Origin of the sequence: Streptomyces sp. NPDC006643 (genome assembly GCF_042870175.1) — a bacterium.
Taxonomy (GTDB): domain Bacteria; phylum Actinomycetota; class Actinomycetes; order Streptomycetales; family Streptomycetaceae; genus Streptomyces.
This window is the reverse complement of the sequence record NZ_JBIAHA010000008.1, coordinates 120,802-140,344: the sequence shown is the minus strand read 5'-3', so window position 1 is coordinate 140,344 and position 19,543 is coordinate 120,802. Positions and strand designations below refer to the sequence as shown.

Here is a 19,543-nt window from a genome sequence, read left to right as displayed (position 1 = left end):
CTACCGATGGCAGCTGAAACCCCGACCGAGAAGACCGCCCGCACCCCGCTCATGGCGGGCAACTGGAAGATGAACCTCAACCACCTCGAGGCCATCGCGCACGTCCAGAAGCTGGCCTTCGCCCTGACCGAGAAGGACCACGACGCGGTCGAGACGGCCGTCCTGGTGCCGTTCACCGATCTGCGGTCCGTGCAGACACTGGTCGACGGCGACAAGCTCAAGATCAAGTACGGCGCCCAGGACATCTCCTCGCACGACTCCGGCGCGTACACCGGCGAGGTCTCCGGACCGATGCTGGCCAAGCTGAAGTGCACGTACGTGGCCGTCGGTCACAGCGAGCGACGTCAGTACCACCTGGAGACAGACGAGGTCTGCAACGCCAAGGTGCGGGCCGCCTACAAGCACGGGCTGACGCCGATCCTGTGCATCGGTGAGGGCCTGGACATCCGCAAGGCCGGTGCGCAGGTCTCCTACACGCTCGCGCAGCTCGACGGCGGTCTCAAGGACATCCCGGCCGACCAGGCCGAGTCCGTGGTGATCGCGTACGAGCCGGTGTGGGCCATCGGCACCGGCGAGGTGGCCACCCCCGAGGACGCGCAGGAGGTGTGCGGGGCGATCCGCGCCCGGCTCGCGGAGCTGTACTCGCAGGAGCTGGCCGACCAGGTGCGTATTCAGTACGGCGGCTCGGTGAAGGCCGGGAATGTCGCCGCGATCATGGCGCAGCCGGATGTCGACGGCGCCCTTGTCGGAGGCGCGGCGCTGGACGCCGAGGAGTTCGTCAAGATCGTCAGGTTCCGCGACCAGTAAGTATGCGAGGGCGCGGATCCGTCGTACCCTGACGGGGGCCGAGTCGGCATCTCACACATGCCGCCGGCCCCCGTTGTCCATTGCAGTCCTGTTCAGTCCCGTTCAATCCCGATTAAATTCGAGAGAATTCCGGAAAGTAGGGTCCAGCCGTGATTATGGGGTTCTCGATCGCCCTGATCGTCTTCAGCCTGCTGCTGATGCTGCTGGTGCTGATGCACAAGGGGAAGGGCGGCGGCCTCTCCGACATGTTCGGTGGCGGCATGCAGTCGTCCGTCGGTGGGTCCTCGGTCGCCGAGCGCAACCTCGACCGCATCACCATCGTGGTCGGTATGGGATGGTTCGCCTGCATTGTCGTGCTTGGTCTGCTGATGAAGCTGGACAACTGACCAGTCGTACGTACGTCGCCGGGGGCGCGGCCTATCATGAGGCCCTGCGTCCCGGCGGTGGGGGTGTAACTCCACTCACTGGACGCGCGTTGGGCCATACGTAGACTGGGGCGCTCGACAGCGGAGCTGCCTCTCGACGCTTGATGCTTGCGGCACCATTCACGCAGGGAGTTACGACCGTGGCAAGTGGCAACGCGATCCGGGGAAGCCGGGTCGGAGCGGGGCCGATGGGTGAGGCCGAGCGTGGCGAGTCCGCGCCACGCCTGCGCATCTCCTTCTGGTGCTCCAACGGGCACGAGACGGTGCCGAGCTTCGCCAGCGACGCGCAGGTTCCGGACACGTGGGACTGCCCGCGCTGCGGATTCCCGGCCGGCCAGGACCGGGACAATCCGCCGGACCCACCGCGTACCGAGCCGTACAAGACCCACCTCGCCTATGTGCGCGAGCGGCGCAGCGACGCGGACGGCGAGGCGATTCTCGCCGAAGCCCTCGCCAAACTGCGTGGCGAGATCTAGACATTGATCCGGCCGGACACCCAAAGGTGTCCGGCCGGTGCCGCTTTCGCGGACGGCCGATTGTCAGTGGCATCCCATACGGTCCGAACAGGAAGACCGAAAGGGAGAGTTGTGACGACTGACGAGGCGACCGCCGAGACAGTGGCGGGTGAATCGGCGGCCGGTGGATCGGTGGCAGGCGAGCCGGCGGCAGGCGAGCCGGCGGCGCGGAAAGTGACGGCGCCCGCGTGGCGCGGGGGATTCGGCCGGCTGTGGGGCGCCGCCGTCATCTCCCGGTTCGGTGACGCGCTGCGTACCGCCGCGCTCCCGCTGCTCGCCGCCTCGCTGACCGACGACCCGCTGCTCATCGCCTCCGTGACCGCCTGCGGCTATCTGCCCTGGCTGCTGTTCGGACTCCTCGGCGGCGCCGTCGCCGACCGGGTCGACCAGCGCCGGGCGATGTGGGCCGTCGACCTGGTGCGCGGCGTCCTGATGGCGGGCTTCGCGCTCGCCGTCGCCCTCGGCCACGGCGCGATCGCGCTGCTGATCGCGCTCGCTTTCCTGCTGACCACCTTCCAGACGCTCTTCGACAACGCCGCCACGGCCCTGCTGCCCGCCGTGGTCCCCCGTGGCGCGCTGGCCGGTGCCAACGCCCGCCTCATGACCGGTCAGCAGGTCGCCGGCGGCTTCCTGGCGGCGCCGCTGGTGCCCGTGCTGCTGATCCTCGGCGCCTCCGCGCCGTTCGCCGTCAACGCCGCCACCTATGTCGTCGGCGCGCTGCTCATCGCCTCCCTGCGGACCGGAGCCCCGGCGAAGGCCCCGAAGACCGCGGGAAGCACCCTGCGCGCCGAGATGGCGGAAGGAATGCGCGCCCTTTGGCGGGACAGCGCGCTGCGCGGTCTGTCCGTGGCGACCGCCCTGACGAACATCGGCATGGGCGCCCTGATCGCGACCCTCGTCCTGCACATCACCGGCTGGCTGGACGCGGGCGACAGCGGCTTCGCGGCGGCGCTCACCGCGTTCAGCGTCGGTACCGTCGCCGGTGGACTGGTGGCGCCGCGGCTGGCCGTCCGGATCGGGCGAATACGGAGCGTGCTCCTCGCCTGCGTCGTCCAGACCTGCGCGCTCGTCGCGCTCGGCACCGTCCGTGAACTGTGGGCGGCCGTCGCCGCCATGGCGGTGTTCGGCGTCATGAGCATGGTCTGGAACGTGAACCAGGCGACGCTGGTCCAGGAGCGGAGTCCCGCCGAGATGCTGGGCCGGATCAGCTCCGCCTTCCGCACGCTCTCCATCGCCGGGGCGCCGCTCGGCGCGCTGCTCGGCGGTCTGGTCGCGGGCGCCTGGGGGCTCAACACGCCCGCGCTGCTGGCGGCCGGTACGTTCACGCTCGCCGTCGCCTCGCTCGGCGCCCTGATCAATTAGGTTGGGTGGGCAGCTGGGCACCGCACTCACGCAGGCACTCCCGTACGAGAAGAAGTGGGCTGAAGCAAGATGTCCGACAAAAAGGCAGAAGGCCGCGCCAGGCTCAACCGGACGCCGCAGTGGAACGCGCTGGGCAAGCATCGTGAGCAGCTGGGGGAGACGAGTCTGCGGGAGCTGTTCGCCGAGGACCCGGCGCGCGGCACCGGCTACACCCTCCAGGTCGGTGATCTCTATCTGGACTACTCGAAGCAACTGGTGACGGACGAGACGCTCACGCTGCTGCGTGAACTGGCCGAGGCCACCGGCGTCGCGGAGCTGCGCGACGCGATGTTCCGGGGCGAGAAGATCAACACCACCGAGGACCGGGCGGTGCTGCACACCGCGCTGCGTGCCCCGCGCGACGCCGTGGTGGAGGTCGACGGGGAGAACGTCGTGCCGGGCGTGCACGCCGTCCTCGACAAGATGGCCGCCTTCTCCGACCGGGTCAGGGCGGGCGAATGGCTCGGTCACACCGGCCGGCCCATCCGCAACATCGTCAACATCGGTATCGGCGGCTCCGACCTCGGCCCGGCGATGGCCTACGAGGCACTGAAGTCCTTCACCCACCGCGACCTGACGGTCCGTTTCGTCTCCAACGTCGACGGCGCCGACCTCCACGAGGCCGTACGCGATCTGGACGCCGCCGAGACGCTGTTCATCATCGCGTCCAAGACCTTCACCACCATCGAGACCATCACCAACGCCACATCGGCCCGCAACTGGCTGCTGACCGAACTCCAGAGCGGCCAGGAGGCCGTGGCCAAGCACTTCGTGGCGCTCTCCACGAACAGCGAGAAGGTCGCCGAGTTCGGCATCGACACCACGAACATGTTCGAGTTCTGGGACTGGGTCGGCGGCCGGTACTCGTTCGACTCCGCCATCGGTCTCTCCCTGATGATCGCGATCGGTCCCGACCGGTTCCGCGAGATGCTCGACGGCTTCCACCTCGTGGACGTGCACTTCCGCACCGCGCCCGCCGAGTCCAACGTGCCTTTGCTGCTCGGTCTGCTGGGGGTCTGGTACGGGGCGTTCTTCGACGCCCAGTCGCACGCCGTCCTGCCGTACAGCCACTACCTGTCCCGCTTCACCGCGTATCTCCAGCAGCTCGACATGGAGTCCAACGGCAAGTCCGTGGACCGCGACGGCGAGCCCGTGGAGTGGCAGACCGGGCCGGTCGTCTGGGGCACCCCCGGCACCAACGGACAGCACGCGTACTACCAGTTGATCCACCAGGGCACGAAGGTCATCCCCGCCGACTTCATCGGCTTCGCGCAGCCCGTGGACGACCTGCCGCACCAACTGGTCGCGCAGCACGACCTGCTGATGGCCAACTTCTTCGCCCAGACCCAGGCGCTGGCCTTCGGCAAGACGCCCGACGAGGTCCGCGCCGAAGGCGTCCCCGAGGAACTGGTCGCGCACAAGACGTTCCGGGGCAACCATCCGACCACCACGATCCTCGCCGAATCCCTGACCCCCTCCGTCCTCGGCCAGCTCATCGCGCTGTACGAGCACAAGGTCTTCGTCCAGGGCGCCGTGTGGAACATCGACTCGTTCGACCAGTGGGGCGTCGAACTCGGCAAGGTACTCGCCAAGGAGATCGAGCCGATCCTCACCCAGATCGACGGCGGACGCGACAGCTCGGACCACAAACCGCTGGACGCCTCCACCGCCGAACTGGTCTCGAAGTACCGGGCACTGCGGGGGCGTTGAGCCGATGACCGAGGGGGAGCGGCGGCTGAGGCCGCCCAACAACACGCTGAACGAGAGGGCGGTCGCCTGGTGGCGCGCGCAGTGGCTGCTGCTCACCCTCGCGCCGGTGGCCGTCCTCGCCGTTCTCGGCGCGCTCATAGCCCCGGCCCGTACCTGGCTGCTGGTCCCCGCCGCCGTCCTCGCGGTGCTCGGCCTGGCCTGCGCGGTGGTCATGCCGATCTGGTGGTTCCGGGTGCACCGCTGGGAGGTGACCGACGAGGCGGTCTACGTCCGTACCGGCTACTTCTGGCAGGAGTGGCGGATCGCGCCGATGTCCCGGATCCAGACCGTGGACACCGTACGGGGCCCGCTGGAGCAGTTGTTCAAGCTCTCCACCGTCATCGTCACCACCGCCTCTTCCAAAGGAGCGGTGCGGATCGAGGGGCTCGGCCATGAGCTGGCCGCCGAACTGGCCGAGCGGCTGACCCACATCACCCAGGCGACCCCCGGGGACGCGACGTGAGTACGGCCGCGACGCCCGCGCCCGGTGAGGAGTGGCGCAAGCTCGACAAGCGCACCCTGCTGGTCACCGCCGCCGTCATGACCGGCGTCGCGACGGGCGCGGGAGTGCCCACCACCATCGGTCTGTCCGGCGGCATGGGGGTAGGGCGCGCGCTCGCCTGGGTGCTGCCCCCGGCCCTGCTGCTGATCGTCTGCGGCACCGGCGCCGACTACATCCGCTGGCGCCGCACTCGCTACCGCATCGGCCCCGACCGGGCCGAACTCCACACCGGACTGCTGCTGGTCAAACGCCGCTCACTGGGCCGGGAACGGATCAGGACCGTCGACCTGACGGCCAACCTTCTGCTGCGGATACTCGGTCTGGTGAAGGTCCGGATCGGTACGGGTGAGCACACCGGCGGCGAATCCACGCTGGAACTCGACCCGGTCACCCGCGCGGAGGGCGAGCGGCTCCGTACGGAACTGCTGGGCCGCGCCTCGGCGGCCTCCGCCGCGCACCCGGACGGCATGCTGGCCGTCCTCGACCCGCGCTGGATCGGATACGCGCCCCTGTCCTTCCTGTCGCCCCTGCTGGGCGGCGCCGCGGCGGGCGGTGTGATGCAGGTCAGCGACTGGTTCGGAGTGCAGAACGAGGTGATCGACTGGATCGGCGACCAGTTCCGGGACACCTCGGTCCTCATGATCGTCCTGCTCCTCGCCGCCGCGGCGCTCCTCGCGGGCATAGTCGGCTCGCTCGGCCTCTGGGTCGAGATGTGGTGGAACTACCGGCTGGAACGCGAGCCCGGCGGCACCCTGCGGGTGCGGCGCGGGCTCTTCACATCACGGTCCGTCTCGATCGAGGAGCGCAGACTGCGGGGCGTGGAGCTGGTCGAGCCGCTGGGCGTGCGGCTGGTCGGCGCGGCGCGGGTCGACGCGGTCGCGACGGGGATCGCGGACGGCGACGAGGACAAGCACACCGACCTCAAGACGCTGCTGCCGGCCGCGCCGAAGGCGGCGGCGGACGAGGTGGCGGCGCAGGTTCTGCGGGAGCCGGTGTCGCCGACGAGCACGGCGGGAGCGTCGGGCACGTCGGCCCTTGTTCCGCACCCGCTGGCCGCGCGTGGGCGGCGGCTGCGCTGGGCGGTGGGCTCGGCGTTGGTGCCGGTGCTGATCCTGCTGCTCCTCGGCCTGTTGTTGGCGAGCGACGTGCTGCTGTCCGTCGCCGCGGGGTGCGCGGTGGTGCTGGTGCCCTGCGCGGTGGCGCTGGCGCTCGACGCGTACCGCGCGCTGGGGCACAGGCTCAGCGGGGACTATCTGGTGGCGCGGTCGGGGACGGTGCGGCGGTCCACGGTGGCGTTGCAGCGGGGCGGGGTCATCGGGTGGACGGTGAAGCAGTCGTACTTTCAGCGGCGGGTGGGGTTGGTGACGGTGACGGCGACGACGGCGGCGGGGGACGGGGCGTATCACGTCCGTGACGTGGGGGAGGGGGAGGGGCTGGGGTTCGCGGCGGAGGCGGTGCCGGGGTTGCTGGAGCCGTTCCTGGAGCGGTAGCGGGGGGCGGCTGGGGTGCGGGGGGCGCCTGCGGCGGGCCTGTTCCCCTACCCGCCCCTTCCCGAAACCGGGGCTCCGCCCCGGGCCCCGTACGGCCTCCGGCCGTGCCCTCAAACGCCGGGCGGGCTGAGATTCGGGGCTCCGCCCCGGGCCCCGCGCCTCAACGCCGGCGGGGCCCGGGGCGGAGCCCCGGGGTGGTGCGGTCAGGCCGAGCCCACCGGGTACAGCGAACGCGGCAGTTTGGACGCCGCCGGTTCGTCCAGGAGCCAGAGCGTGCGTGTGCGGCCGTACGCTCCCGACGCCGGGGACTGGACTTCGCCCGCGCCGGAGAGTGCGATCTCCGCCGCCTCCGCCTTGTCCTCGCCCGCCGCCAGCAGCCATACCTCGTGCGCCGCCCGGATCGCCGGGAGCGTCAGGGAGATCCGCAGCGGTGGCGGCTTCGGGGCGCCGTGGACCGCGATCACCGTGCGTTCCGTCTCCCGGACGCCCGGTAGCTCCGGGAAGAGCGAGGCCACGTGCGTGTCCGGGCCCACCCCGAGCATCAGGACGTCGAAGGACGGGACCCGGGCGTGGTCCTCCGGCCGTGCGGCGGCGGCGAGTTCCGTCTCGTACGCGGCGGCTGCCGCCTCGATGTCGGAGCCGTACGGGCCGTCGGAGGCCGGCATCGCGTGGACCCGCGAGGGGTCCAGCGGCACCGAGTCCAGCAGCGCCGCCCGTGCCTGGGTGATGTTGCGTTCCGGGTCGCCCTCCGGCAGGAAGCGTTCGTCGCCCCACCAGAGGTCGAGCCGGGTCCAGTCGACCGCGTCCCGGGCGGGCGCCTGCGACAGCGCGGCCAGCAGGCCGTTGCCGTTGCGCCCGCCCGTGAGGACGATCGACGCGGAGCCGCGCGCGGCCTGGGCGTCCACGATCTTCGTGATCAGCCGGGCCGCCGCGGCCTGCGCCATCAGCTCCTTGTCGCGGTGGACGACGAGCTGCGGAACGCTCACTTCGACGCCGCCTTCTTCGCGGCCGTCGTACGCGCCGGAGCCGCCTTCTTGGCCGCGGGAGCGCCGTCGCCGGACTTCTCCGGATTCGCGGCCTCCAGCCTCTCCACGCCGAACCGCAGCGTCGCCGCGTACGTGTCGTCCGGGTCCAGCCGGCGCAGTTCCTCGGCGATCAGCTCCGAGGTCTCGCGCCGGTTGAGCGCCACCGCCCGGTCCGGCTGGCCCTCGATGGACAGCGTCGCCAGGGAGCCGTCCGAGCGGCGCAGCTCGATCGGCCCGCAGTCGGTCTCCATCCGGACGGCCGTGAGACCGGGGCCGGCCGAGACCGCGCGGGTGACCGGGACATGCAGCCGGTGGGCCAGCCACATGCCGAGCAGCTCGCAGCTGGCGTTCAGCTCCTCGCCCTCCACCTGGACCGCGGTGACCTTGCAGTCGACCTGGTCCAGCGCGGCGGCCAGCATCGACCGCCACGGGGTGATCCGGCTCCACGCCAGGTCCGTGTCGCCGGGGGTGTAGACGGCGGCGCGGGCCTTGAGCTCCTCGATCGGGTTCTCGGCGGCGTACGTGTCGGTCACCCGCCGCTGGGCCAGTGTGCCCAGCGGGTCCTTCGCGGGGTTGTCCGGCGCGTTGGCCGCCCACCACACCACGACCGGCGCGTCGGGCAGCAGCAGCGGCAGCACGACCGACTGGGCGTGGTCGATGACATCGCCGTACAGCCGCAGGACGACCGTCTCGCCGGTACCGGCCTCCACACCCACCCGTACCTCGGCGTCGAGCCGCGCCTTGGACCGGTCGCGTGCCGAGCGGGAGACCCGCTTGACGACGACCAGCTTGCGTGACGGGTGCTCGCGGGACGCCTCGTTGGCGGCCTTGAGCGCGTCGTAGGCGTTCTCCTCGTCGGTAACGAGGACCAGCGTGAGGACCATGCCGACGGCCGGGGTGCCGATCGCCCGGCGCCCCTCGACGAGCGCCTTGTTGATCTTGCTGGACGTGGTGTCCGTAAGGTCGATCTTCATGGCCGACGCCAGCTCCGTCCGTGTCGTGCGAGCATTTCGTCCGCCTCGACCGGACCCCAGGTACCGGACTCGTACTGCGCGGGCTTGCCGTGCTTGTCCCAGTACTGCTCGATCGGGTCGAGGATCTTCCAGGACAGCTCGACCTCCTCCGTACGGGGGAAGAGGTTGGAGTCGCCGAGCAGCACGTCGAGCAGCAGTCGCTCGTACGCCTCGGGGCTGGACTCCGTGAAGGACTCGCCGTAGGCGAAGTCCATCGAGACGTCCCGCACCTCCATCGCCGTGCCGGGCACCTTCGAGCCGAACCGCATGGTCACGCCCTCGTCCGGCTGGACCCGGATGACCAGGGCGTTCTGCCCCAGCTCCTCGGTGGCCGTGTGGTCGAAGGGGGAGTGCGGGGCCCGCTGGAAGACGACCGCGATCTCGGTGACCCGGCGGCCGAGGCGCTTGCCGGTACGGAGGTAGAACGGGACGCCCGCCCAGCGGCGGTTGTCGATCTCCACCTTCACGGCGGCGTAGGTGTCGGTCTTCGACTTCGGGTCGATGCCGTCCTCCTGGAGATAGCCGACGGCCTTCTCGCCGCCCTGCCACCCGGCCGCGTACTGGCCACGCACCGTGTCCTTGCCGAGGTCGTGCGGCAGCCGTACGGCGCCCAGGACCTTGGTCTTCTCGGCGGCCAGCGCGTCCGCGTCGAAGGATGCGGGCTCCTCCATGGCGGTGAGCGCGAGCAGCTGGAGGAGGTGGTTCTGGATGACGTCACGCGCGGCGCCGATGCCGTCGTAGTAGCCGGCCCGGCCGCCGATGCCGATGTCCTCGGCCATGGTGATCTGCACATGGTCGACGTACGACCGGTTCCAGATCGGCTCGAAGAGGGTGTTCGCGAAGCGCAGCGCCAGAATGTTCTGGACGGTCTCCTTGCCCAGGTAGTGGTCGATCCGGAAGACCTCGTTGGACGGGAAGACCTCGTGCACGACCTTGTTCAGCTCCTGCGCGGAGACCAGGTCGTGGCCGAAGGGCTTCTCGATGACGGCGCGCCGCCAGGAGCCTTCTTTCTGGTCGGCCAGCCCGTGCTTCTTGAGCTGCTTGACGACCTTGGGGAAGAACTTCGGCGGTACGGAGAGGTAGAAGGCGAAGTTGCCGCCCGTGCCCTGCACCTTGTCGAGATCCTGGATGGTGGACTTCAGGTTCTCGAAGGCCTGGTCGTCGTCGAAGTCACCCTGGACGAAGCGCATCCCCTGGATGAGCTGCTGCCAGACCTCCTCCCGGAACGGCGTACGGGCGTGCGCCTTGACGGCGTCGTGGACCTCCTGCGCGAAGTCCTCGTCCTGCCACTCGCGACGGGCGTAGCCCACGAGGGAGAAGCCGGGCGGCAGCAGGCCCCGGTTGGCGAGGTCATACACGGCAGGCATCAACTTTTTACGGGACAAATCGCCCGTGACGCCAAAGATGACCAGGCCCGACGGCCCCGCGATACGCGGGAGCCGTCGGTCCGCGGCGTCACGAAGCGGATTCGCTCCGTGGGTTGCGGTCAAGGGTTCAGTCCTCCGAAGGGGCGAGGCGCTTGAGTTCCGCCTCGGTCGACTTGAGCAGGTCGGTCCAGGCCTTCTCGAACTTCTCGACGCCCTCGTCCTCCAGCACCTGGACGACGTCGTCGTAGGAGATGCCCAGCTTCTCGACGGCTTCGAGATCCGCGCGCGCCTGGTCGTACGTACCCTTCACGGTGTCACCGGTGACCGATCCGTGCTCGGCGACCGCGTCCAGAGTGGCCTCCGGCATGGTGTTCACCGTGTGCGGGGCGACCAGGTCGTCCACGTACATCGTGTCGCGGTACGCGGGGTCCTTGACGCCGGTCGAGGCCCACAGCGGACGCTGCTTGTTGGCCTGGACCCGGTCCAGTGCCGCCCAGCGGTCGCCGCCGAAGACGTCCTCGTACGCCTCGTAGGCCAGCCGGGCGTTGGCGACGGCCGCCTTGCCGCGCGCCGCCTTCGCCTCGTCCGTGCCCAGCGCGTCGAGCCGCTTGTCGATCTCGGTGTCCACACGGGACACGAAGAAGGACGCCACCGAGTAGATCTTCGAGAGGTCGAGGCCCGCGTCCTTCGCCTTCTCCAGACCCGACAGGTACGCGTCCATGACCTTGCGGTAGCGCTCCAGCGAGAAGATCAGCGTCACATTGACACTGATGCCCCGGGCAATCGTCTCGGTGATCGCCGGGAGTCCGGCCTCCGTGGCCGGGATCTTGATGAGGGTGTTCGGACGGTCCACCAGCCAGGCGAGCTGCTTGGCCTCGGCGACCGTCGCCCGTGTGTTGTGCGCCAGGCGGGGGTCGACCTCGATCGAGACACGGCCGTCCTGGCCCTGTGTCTCGTCGAAGACCGGCCGCAGGATGTCGGCGGCGTCACGGACGTCCGCCGTCGTGATCATGCGGACGGCTTCCTCGACGCTCACCCGGCGGGTCGCCAGGTCGGTGAGCTGGGTCTCGTAACCGTCGCCCTCCGAGATCGCCTTCTGGAAGATCGAGGGGTTGGTGGTCACGCCCACGACGTGCTGCTGGTCCATCAGTTCGGCGAGATTGCCTGATGTGATGCGCTTGCGCGACAGGTCGTCGAGCCAGATCGCGACGCCTTCGTCGGAGAGGCGCTTGAGTGCGTCTGTCATGAGAATTGCATCTCCTATGTCGTATACCTGCGTCAGCGCGCTACGGCGGCGAGAGATTCCCGAGCGGCGGACGCGACCGCGTCCGCGGTGAATCCGAACTCCTGGAACAGGACCTTGCCGTCGGCCGAGGCACCGAAGTGCTCCAGCGAGACGATGCGGCCGGCCTCGCCCACGAAACGGTGCCAGGTGAGCCCGATTCCGGCCTCGACCGCCACGCGTGCCCGCACGGACGGCGGCAGGACACTGTCCCGGTACGCCTGGTCCTGCTCCTCGAACCACTCGACCGACGGCATCGACACGACGCGCGTCGCGATGCCCGCGGCCTGGAGCTGCTCCCGTGCCTCGACGGCCAGTTGCACCTCGGAGCCGGTACCGATCAGCACCACCTGGGGCTCGCCGCCCTCGGCCTCGAACAGCACGTAACCACCCTTGGCCGCGCCCTCGTTGGCCTCGTACGTCGGCACGCCCTGACGCGTCAGCGCCAGCCCGTGCGGCGCGCCCTTGGCGTGCCGCTTGAGGATCTCGCGCCAGGCGATCGCCGTCTCGTTGGCGTCCGCGGGACGCACGATGTTGAGACCGGGAATGGCCCGCAGGACCGACAGGTGCTCGACCGGCTGGTGCGTCGGACCGTCCTCGCCGAGGCCGACCGAGTCGTGCGTCCAGACGTAGGTGACCGGCACCTGCATCAGCGCGGCGAGCCGCACGGCCGGGCGCATGTAGTCCGAGAACACCAGGAAAGTGCCGCCGTAGATACGGGTGTTGCCGTGCAGCGCGATGCCGTTCATCGTCGAACCCATCGCGTGCTCGCGGATGCCGTAGTGCACCGTGCGGCCGTAAGGGTCGGCCTCCGGCAGCGGGTTGCCCGCCGGGAGGAACGACGACGTCTTGTCGATCGTGGTGTTGTTGGACCCCGCCAGGTCGGCGGAGCCGCCCCACAGCTCGGGGATGACCTCGCCGAGCGCCTGGAGCACCTTGCCGGACGCGGCGCGGGTGGCGACACCCTTGCCGGTCTCGAAGACCGGCAGCTTCGACTCCCAGCCCTCGGGCAGCTCGCCCGCGCGGACACGGTCGAACGTCGCGGCACGCTCGGGGTTGGCCGTACGCCACGCGGCGAACGTCTTCTCCCACTCGGCGCGCGTCTCCCGGCCCCGGTCCAGCGCGTGGCGCGTGTGCGCCAGGACCTCGTCCGCGACCTCGAAGTTCTGCTCGGGGTCGAAGCCCAGCACCCGCTTCGTCGCGGCGACCTCCTCGTCGCCCAGCGCCGAGCCGTGCGCGGCCTCGGTGTTCTGCGCGTGCGGGGCGGGCCACGCGATGATCGAGCGCGCCGCGATGAACGAGGGGCGCTCGGTCTCGGCCTGCGCGTTCTTCAGCGCACGCGCCAGGCCCACCGGGTCGAGGTCGCCGCTCGGCAGCTGCTCGACGCGCTGGACGTGCCAGCCGTACGCCTCGTACCGCTTGAGGGTGTCCTCGGAGACGGCCGTCTCGGTGTCGCCCTCGATGGAGATGTGGTTGTCGTCCCACAGCAGGACGAGGTTGCCCAGCTTCTGGTGGCCGGCCAGCGACGACGCCTCACCGGAGACACCCTCCTGAAGACAGCCGTCACCCGCGATCACCCAGATGGTGTGGTCGAAGGGGGAGGTGCCGGGGGCCGCCTCCGGGTCGTACAGGCCGCGCTCGTAACGGGAGGCCATCGCCATGCCCACACCGTTGGCGACGCCCTGGCCGAGCGGCCCGGTGGTGGTCTCGACGCCGACCGTGTGGCCGTACTCCGGGTGGCCGGGGGTCTTCGAACCCCAGGTCCGGAACGCCTTCAGGTCGTCCAGCTCCAGCCCGTAACCCGCGAGATACAGCTGGATGTAGAGAGTCAGCGACGAGTGGCCCGCGGAGAGAACGAACCGGTCGCGTCCGGTCCACTGCGCGTCGGCCGGGTCGTGCCGCATCAGCTTCTGGAAGAGCACGTAGGCGGCGGGCGCCAGGCTCATCGCCGTACCGGGATGGCCGTTGCCGACCTTCTGTACGGCGTCCATGGCCAGGACTCGGACGGTATCGACCGCCTTGCGGTCCAGGTCGGTCCACTCTTCGAGATCTGTGGTGGTCGGCTTGGTGCTCACCCTGAGTCAGGGCTCCTCTCCACATGTCGAATCCCGGTGTCTGAGGGCGCACCGGTTCGTTGCCGAGCCTACCCTCGTGGCGGCGCGCGACCATTCCCGTCCACTTCCGTAAAGAAGAGACACCGTCAGGGTGCCGGGCAGGTGCCGGGCGGATGCCGGTGAAGTGTCCGGCGCGACCTCCGGGGGAGATCGGGCGGTCGACTCCCACCGCGTCCGACCGCCGTCGCGGCCACGCGCGCGGGGGCTCCGACCAGGCGTCAACACGAGCCCACCCCCGCGAAGAACGACGTATGGGCAACGTCTAGAGTGGCGTGGTACGCGCAAGACTTTATCGGGCCTTCACGCCCGGAGCTTGCTGGGATTTCTCTGTCTGGGGTGTACGTGACGGCCGTCGAGTCCCGACCCGCAGGGGTCGTCCTGACTCCGAGCCCGGGGGGCCATCGGCCGTTCGGGGCCCGCGTCAAAGCGTTCGTGGCGCTGACCAAACCACGGATCATCGAGCTGCTGCTCATCACCACCGTGCCGGTGATGTTCCTGGCCGCGCAAGGTGTGCCCGACATGTGGCTGGTGGTCGTCACCTGTGTCGGCGGCTATCTGTCCGCCGGCGGCGCCAACGCGCTGAACATGTACATCGACCGCGACATCGACGCGCTGATGGACCGCACGTCGCAGCGCCCGCTGGTCACCGGCATGGTGTCACCCCGTGAAGGGCTCGTCTTCGGGCTCTCCCTGGCCGTGATCTCGACGCTCTGGTTCGGTCTGCTCGTCAACTGGCTGTCCGCGGCGCTCGCGCTCGGCGCGCTCCTCTTCTACGTCGTCGTCTACACGATGATCCTCAAGCGGCGCACCTCGCAGAACATCGTCTGGGGCGGCATCGCCGGCTGCATGCCGGTCTTCATCGGCTGGTCGTCCGTCACCAACTCGCTGTCCTGGGCGGCCGTCGTCCTCTTCCTCGTGATGTTCTTCTGGACGCCGCCGCACTACTGGCCGCTGTCGATGAAGGTCCGCGAGGACTACGCGCGCGTGGGCGTGCCCATGCTGCCCGTCGTCGCCTCGAACCAGGTCGTCGCCCGCCAGATCGTGGTCTACAGCTGGGTGATGGTCGCGGTGTCGCTGCTGCTGACACCGCTCGGCTACACCGGCTGGTTCTACACGGCGGTGGCTCTGGTGGCCGGCGGCTGGTGGCTCTGGGAGGCGCACGGGCTCCAGTCGCGCGCCAAGTCCGGTGCGACGGGCGGCAAGCTGAAGGAGATGCGGCTGTTCCACTGGTCGATCACCTATGTGTCACTGCTCTTCGTGGCTGTCGCGGTGGACCCCTTCCTGCGCTAGGCCCTGTCCCACTGACGCGACAGGTCTACCCGTCGGTAGCATGTCGGTCATGGCAGAGACCGAGGTTGACGAGCAGGAGCAGAGCGGCGACGGCGAGCGTCCGAGCCGGCAGGCCGTACGGGACGAGCGGCGAGCCGCCCGACTGGCCAAGCAGATCGGCGCGTTCGCGCGCCGGCACGGCGGCGACGCGGAGGGACAACTCGCCAACCTGGGCCAGGCGGGCACCCGTATCGTGCTCGTGGCGCAGGACGGCGACTGGGGCGATCTGGTCGCCCCCTCGCACGACGTGGCGCTGAAGGCCGTGGAGAAGGCGGGCATCACCGTGCACGAGGCGTTCGACGGCGAGTTCGCCGCGAAGGTCCGCACCGGCCCGTACGAGTGGAGCCGCATGGCGGGCATCCAACTCGGCGGACCCGCCAACGGCTAGGGAATGTCTTGTCGATCAGGCCGGATCAGGGAGCGGGGGCCGGTCCGGCGCTCGATCGCGGGGAGAGCAACACCCGAGCGCGCCTTGCCCGTTAGGACTGTAGGGATACGGTCCACGACGGGAAGCGCCATGATCGAGACAACGACTCTGGTGGACCAGAACTGCCACGGCGTTCTCCGTACGGAACTGGGCCTCGGCACCTTCGAGGCCCAGCTCGGCAGGACCGCGGGCCCGCCCGCCGCCGGCACCACCTTCTTCGACACCCAGACCGGATTCGCCGTACGGCGCTGGTGCCCGCCGCTCCTCGGGCTGGAACCGCACACCTCGCCCGCCGGCTATCTCGCCCGGCGCCGGGAACTGGGCGTCCTGGAGGCCGGCCGGCGGCTCCTGCGCGGCACCGGCGTCACCACCTATCTGGTGGACACCGGGCTGCCCGGCGATCTGACCGGCCCCGAGGAGATCGCGGCGGCCGGCGCCGCCGAGGCCCGCGAGATCGTACGGCTCGAACTGCTCGCCCAGCAGGTGGCCGACACCTCCGGCACCGTCGACTCGCTGCTCGCCAACCTCGCCCACGCCGTGCACACGGCGGCCGGTTCGGCCGTCGCCTTCGTGTCCGTGACCGCCCTGCGCCAGGGCCCCGCCCCGGCGTCCGAGCCGCCCGGCCCCGGCGAGGTACGCACGGCGGCGGGACGCTGGCTCACCCGGCGGCGGGTGGGAGGCCGGCTCACCGACCCCGTACTGCTGAGACATCTGCTGTGGACCGCCGTCGCCACCGGGCTGCCGCTCCAACTGCACGCGGGCGGTGGCGGCGAGGGGTGCCGGGCAGGCTGCCCCGACGGCGGTCCGGCGCAGATCGCGGGCTTCGCGGCGGCCACGGCCGGGCTCGGCACCGATCTGGTGCTGCTGCACGGCAGGCCGTACCACCGGCACGCCGCGCGGCTCGCCGGGGCGTTCCCGCACGTGTACGTGGATCTCGGCCCGGCGCTCGCCCACAGCGGGGCCAGGGCGGCGGACGTCCTCGCGGAGGTGCTGGAGCTGGCACCGTTCGGGAAGCTGCTCTACTCCAGCGGCGCGCGCGGGCTGCCCGAACTGCACGTGGTGGGCGCGCGGGTCTTCCGGCAGGCGCTGGCGCGGGTGCTCGGCGGCTGGGCGGCGGACGGTTCATGGGCGCTCGCCGACGCGCAGCGCGTCGCGGAGATGATCGCCTCTGGCAACGCCCGCCGCGTGTACGGCCTGGACGGGCCCTGACGGTCGCCGCCGCCCCGAACCGCTGGGAGGCTCGGGCCGTTCAGGCCGCGGACAGCGCCGGGTCGGCCGGGTCCGCCTGCGCCGGGATCTCCGGGTCCCGCACCGGCCGCTCTCGCAGGCTCAACGCGAGGCGCAGCACCGCGATCCAGGTCAGCGCGGAGCCGAGCATATGGACGCCGACCAGGACCTCGGGCACATCGGTGAAGAACTGCACATAGCCCACCCCGCCCTGCGCGAGCAGGACGATCAGCAGGTCGCGCGCCCGCGCGCGGGTGTCGTCCGGTGCGTCCACGACGCGCAGCACCAGCCACATCGCGATCGCCAGCGCGCAGACCAGCCAGGCCGCCGCCGCGTGCACGTGCGCCGCGTCGATCCAGTCCCACGGCATGCGCGGCACCTCGCTGCTGTCACCCGCGTGCTTGCCGGAACCGGTCACCGTCGTGCCCAGGGTGACCAGCAGGACCGTCGTGACGATCAGCGCCCAGGACAGTTTCCGTACGGGGCGGGGGACCCGCGGCCGGGGCGTCGCGTCGCCCTCGCGGGTGCGCTGCCAGACGAGCACCGTGACGGTGAGCAGGGCATTGGCGAGCAGGAAGTGGACCGCCACCGTCCAGGGGTTCAGCTCCATGTGGACCGTGATGCCGCCCATGACGGCGTTCACCACCACCAGCCAGAACATGCTCCAGGCGAGCCGGGTGAGGCCGCGCCGCCGGGGCTTGACCGACCGGGCCGCGATGATCGCCCAGCCGACGGCGGCCGACAGGACGTACGTCAGCATCCGGTTGCCGAACTCGATCGCACCGTGCAGACCCTGCTCGGGTGTCGCGAACAGGCTGTCGTCCGTGCACTTCGGCCAGGTGTCGCAGCCGAGCCCGGAGCCGGTGAGCCGGACGGCGCCGCCGGTGACGATGATCACGACGGTCATCACGACGGCGGAGAGCGCGGCGCGGCGCAGGATCCGGGGGGAGGGTGTCCAGCGCTGGGCGATGTAGTCGAGGGGGTTCCACACGGCAACCATGGTAGGCGGGCGTTTGTGAACGCAGTCACGAGGGGTCCCCGCCCCGTCCCCGCGCAGGCCGGCGCCCTACTCCCAGCGGAAGAGGCGCGCCGCCGCCCCGAGCCCGAGCACCGCCCAGACGGCCAGCACCCCGAGATCGTCCCAGGGCATTCCCGCGCCGTGCTGGAGCACGTCCCGCAGCCCCTCGGAGAGGGCCGAGATCGGCAGCAGACCGAGCAGCGTCTGCGCCACCTCGGGGAACTTGTCCATCGGTACGATCACGCCGCCGCCCACGAGCAGCAGCACGAACACCAGATTCGCCGCGGCGAGCGTCGCCTCCGCCTTCAGCGTGCCCGCCATCAGCAGCCCGAGCCCGGAGAACGCGGCCGTACCGACAACGAGCAGCAGGGCCACGGCGAAGGGGTTGCCGTCCGGCGACCAGCCGAGCGCCAGCGCGATGACCGTCAGCAGCACGATCTGGAGCACTTCGGTGACCAGGACGGAGAGCGTCTTCGCCGTCATCAGGGCTCGGCGCGGCAGCGGTGACGCGCCGAGCCGCTTCAGTACCCCGTAACGCCGCTCGAAGCCCGTCGCGATGGCCTGCCCGGTGAAGGCCGTCGACATCACGGCCAGCGCCAGGACACCGGGGGCCAGGAAGTCGACCGACGCGCCCGAGCCGGTGTCGATGATGTCGACCGTCGAGAACAGCACCAGCAGCAGACTGGGGATGATCACGGTCAGCAGCAGCTGCTCGCCGTTGCGCAGCAGCATCTTCGTCTCGAAGGCCGTCTGTACGGCGATCATCCGCGACAGCGGCGCCGCGCCCGGGGCGGGCGTGTACGTGCCGGCGCCCGTCCGGGCACCGGTACCCGTCTGCGTATCGGTGCTCATGGGCGCAGCTCCTTGCCGGTCAGTTCGAGGAAGACGTCCTCCAGGGTGTGCCGCTCGACGGAGATCCTGTCCGGCATCACCCCGTGCTGCGCGCACCAGGACGTCACCGTCGCGAGCAGCTGCGGGTCGATCGTGCCGCCGATCCGGTAGGCGCCCGGTGTCAGCTCGGCGGCGGCCGATCCGTCGGGCAGCGCCTTGAGCAGCGAGCCGATGTCGAGTCCGGGGCGGCCGGTGAAGCGCAGGGTGTTCTCGGCGCCGCCCCGGCACAGCTCCTCGGTGGTGCCGTGCGCCACGACCCGGCCGGCGTCGACGATGGCGACGTCGTCGGCCAGTTCCTCGGCCTCGTCCATGAAATGCGTGGTGAGCACCGTGGTCACGCCGTCGGCGCGCAGCTCGCGCACCAGGTCCCAGGTGGAGCGGCGGGCCTGCGGGTCGAGCCCCGCGGTCGGCTCGTCCAGGAACACCAGCTCGGGGCGGCCGACGACCGCCATGGCGAGCGAGAGCCGCTGCTGCTGGCCGCCGGAGAGCCGGCGGTAGGGCGTACGGCCGCAGCCGCCGAGCCCGAGACGTTCGATCAGCGCGCTCACGTCCAGCGGGTGCGCGTGCAGTGCGGCCATGTGGCGCAGCATCTCCCCCGCGCGGGCGCCGGAGTACACGCCACCGGACTGGAGCATCACACCGATGCGGGGGCGCAGCCGCGCCGCGTCGGCCACGGGATCGAGCCCGAGGACGCGTACGGTGCCCTCGTCCGGCCTGCGATAGCCCTCGCAGGTCTCGATCGTGGTGGTCTTGCCGGCTCCGTTGGGGCCGAGGACCGCGGACACCGTGCCCGCCCGGAACGCCAGATCCAGGCCGTTCACGGCGGTCTTGGCCCCGTACCGCTTGACCAGACCCCGGACCTGGACCACCGGCTCTCCGACGACGCTGCGCATGCCGCGAGTCTAGGCAGCGGCGGTGGGGCCCCCGGTTCCGGGGGCGGTCAAACCGCTCGTTCGTGCGG

At 70.6% G+C, this 19,543-nt stretch carries 18 protein-coding genes; 10 read left to right on the top strand and 8 right to left on the bottom strand.

Annotated features, from left to right (window positions below):
- Positions 1–6 precede the first annotated feature (6 nt).
- The 7 genes from tpiA (at position 7) to ACFYNU_RS13320 (ending at position 6,889) form a co-directional block, all read left to right on the top strand.
- A complete protein-coding gene (gene tpiA / locus ACFYNU_RS13350; protein WP_356585969.1) occupies positions 7–807 on the top strand; it encodes a triose-phosphate isomerase in 801 nt (266 codons plus the stop codon).
- 149 nt (positions 808–956) lie between these two features.
- Complete coding sequence (gene secG / locus ACFYNU_RS13345; RefSeq protein WP_063889525.1) at positions 957–1,193, top strand: preprotein translocase subunit SecG; 237 nt, start codon at positions 957–959, stop codon at positions 1,191–1,193.
- Between the two features lie 179 nt (positions 1,194–1,372).
- Positions 1,373–1,708, top strand: coding sequence for an RNA polymerase-binding protein RbpA (locus tag ACFYNU_RS13340; protein WP_078077905.1), 336 nt, complete (start codon positions 1,373–1,375; stop codon positions 1,706–1,708).
- A 171-nt stretch (positions 1,709–1,879) separates the two neighbouring features.
- Positions 1,880–3,109 carry an MFS transporter gene (locus tag ACFYNU_RS13335; RefSeq protein ID WP_388766172.1) on the top strand — a complete coding sequence of 410 codons (1,230 nt, stop codon included), beginning with the start codon at positions 1,880–1,882 and terminating at the stop codon, positions 3,107–3,109.
- 69 nt (positions 3,110–3,178) lie between these two features.
- Entirely contained in the window at positions 3,179–4,858 is a 1,680-nt protein-coding gene (gene pgi, locus ACFYNU_RS13330) for a glucose-6-phosphate isomerase (protein ID WP_356585972.1), read from the top strand.
- Between the two features lie 4 nt (positions 4,859–4,862).
- Positions 4,863–5,360, top strand: coding sequence for a PH domain-containing protein (locus tag ACFYNU_RS13325; RefSeq protein WP_356585974.1), 498 nt, complete (start codon positions 4,863–4,865; stop codon positions 5,358–5,360).
- Entirely contained in the window at positions 5,357–6,889 is a 1,533-nt protein-coding gene (locus ACFYNU_RS13320; protein WP_388766109.1) for a PH domain-containing protein, read from the top strand. Before ACFYNU_RS13325 ends, ACFYNU_RS13320 begins: the two co-directional genes overlap by 4 nt.
- Before the next feature lie 203 nt (positions 6,890–7,092).
- On the opposite strand, the gene pgl is transcribed toward ACFYNU_RS13320, so the two are convergent.
- Genes pgl through tkt form a run of 5 tightly spaced genes read right to left on the bottom strand, consistent with a single transcriptional unit; the run spans position 7,093 to position 13,651 of the window.
- Positions 7,093–7,875, bottom strand: coding sequence for a 6-phosphogluconolactonase (gene pgl / locus ACFYNU_RS13315; RefSeq protein WP_356585977.1), 783 nt, complete (start codon positions 7,873–7,875; stop codon positions 7,093–7,095).
- Entirely contained in the window at positions 7,872–8,888 is a 1,017-nt protein-coding gene (opcA, locus tag ACFYNU_RS13310) for a glucose-6-phosphate dehydrogenase assembly protein OpcA (protein ID WP_356585979.1), read from the bottom strand. The genes pgl and opcA overlap by 4 nt, the downstream gene beginning before the upstream one ends.
- Positions 8,885–10,417 (bottom strand): glucose-6-phosphate dehydrogenase, encoded by a 1,533-nt coding sequence (gene zwf / locus ACFYNU_RS13305; RefSeq protein ID WP_356585981.1) that lies wholly within the window; start codon positions 10,415–10,417, stop codon positions 8,885–8,887. Before zwf ends, opcA begins: the two co-directional genes overlap by 4 nt.
- Before the next feature lie 4 nt (positions 10,418–10,421).
- Entirely contained in the window at positions 10,422–11,540 is a 1,119-nt protein-coding gene (gene tal, locus ACFYNU_RS13300) for a transaldolase (RefSeq protein WP_356585983.1), read from the bottom strand.
- 32 nt (positions 11,541–11,572) lie between these two features.
- The gene (tkt, locus tag ACFYNU_RS13295) at positions 11,573–13,651 is read right to left on the bottom strand and encodes a transketolase (protein ID WP_356585985.1); all 2,079 of its coding nucleotides are present in this window, start codon (positions 13,649–13,651) and stop codon (positions 11,573–11,575) included.
- A gap of 381 nt (positions 13,652–14,032) precedes the next feature.
- Here tkt and ACFYNU_RS13290 point away from each other — a divergent pair, with 381 nt between their 5' ends.
- From ACFYNU_RS13290 to ACFYNU_RS13280, 3 genes are all read left to right on the top strand, one after another.
- Positions 14,033–14,980 carry a heme o synthase gene (locus ACFYNU_RS13290; protein WP_356586181.1) on the top strand — a complete coding sequence of 316 codons (948 nt, stop codon included), beginning with the start codon at positions 14,033–14,035 and terminating at the stop codon, positions 14,978–14,980.
- A gap of 49 nt (positions 14,981–15,029) precedes the next feature.
- On the top strand, positions 15,030–15,407 hold the full coding sequence (locus ACFYNU_RS13285; RefSeq protein WP_356585987.1) for a hypothetical protein: 378 nt from the start codon (positions 15,030–15,032) through the stop codon (positions 15,405–15,407).
- Positions 15,408–15,536: 129 nt separating this feature from the next.
- On the top strand, positions 15,537–16,655 hold the full coding sequence (locus ACFYNU_RS13280; protein ID WP_356585989.1) for an amidohydrolase family protein: 1,119 nt from the start codon (positions 15,537–15,539) through the stop codon (positions 16,653–16,655).
- A 40-nt stretch (positions 16,656–16,695) separates the two neighbouring features.
- Here the strand turns inward: ACFYNU_RS13280 and ACFYNU_RS13275 are convergent, their stop codons facing one another.
- The 3 genes from ACFYNU_RS13275 to ACFYNU_RS13265 form a co-directional block, all read right to left on the bottom strand.
- On the bottom strand, positions 16,696–17,673 hold the full coding sequence (locus tag ACFYNU_RS13275) for a COX15/CtaA family protein (protein ID WP_356585991.1): 978 nt from the start codon (positions 17,671–17,673) through the stop codon (positions 16,696–16,698).
- Between the two features lie 66 nt (positions 17,674–17,739).
- Positions 17,740–18,543: an ABC transporter permease gene (locus ACFYNU_RS13270; RefSeq protein WP_356585993.1), complete on the bottom strand. Its 804-nt coding sequence runs from the start codon at positions 18,541–18,543 to the stop codon at positions 17,740–17,742.
- Complete coding sequence (locus ACFYNU_RS13265) at positions 18,540–19,475, bottom strand: ABC transporter ATP-binding protein (RefSeq protein WP_356585995.1); 936 nt, start codon at positions 19,473–19,475, stop codon at positions 18,540–18,542. Before ACFYNU_RS13265 ends, ACFYNU_RS13270 begins: the two co-directional genes overlap by 4 nt.
- Positions 19,476–19,543: the final 68 nt, after the last annotated feature.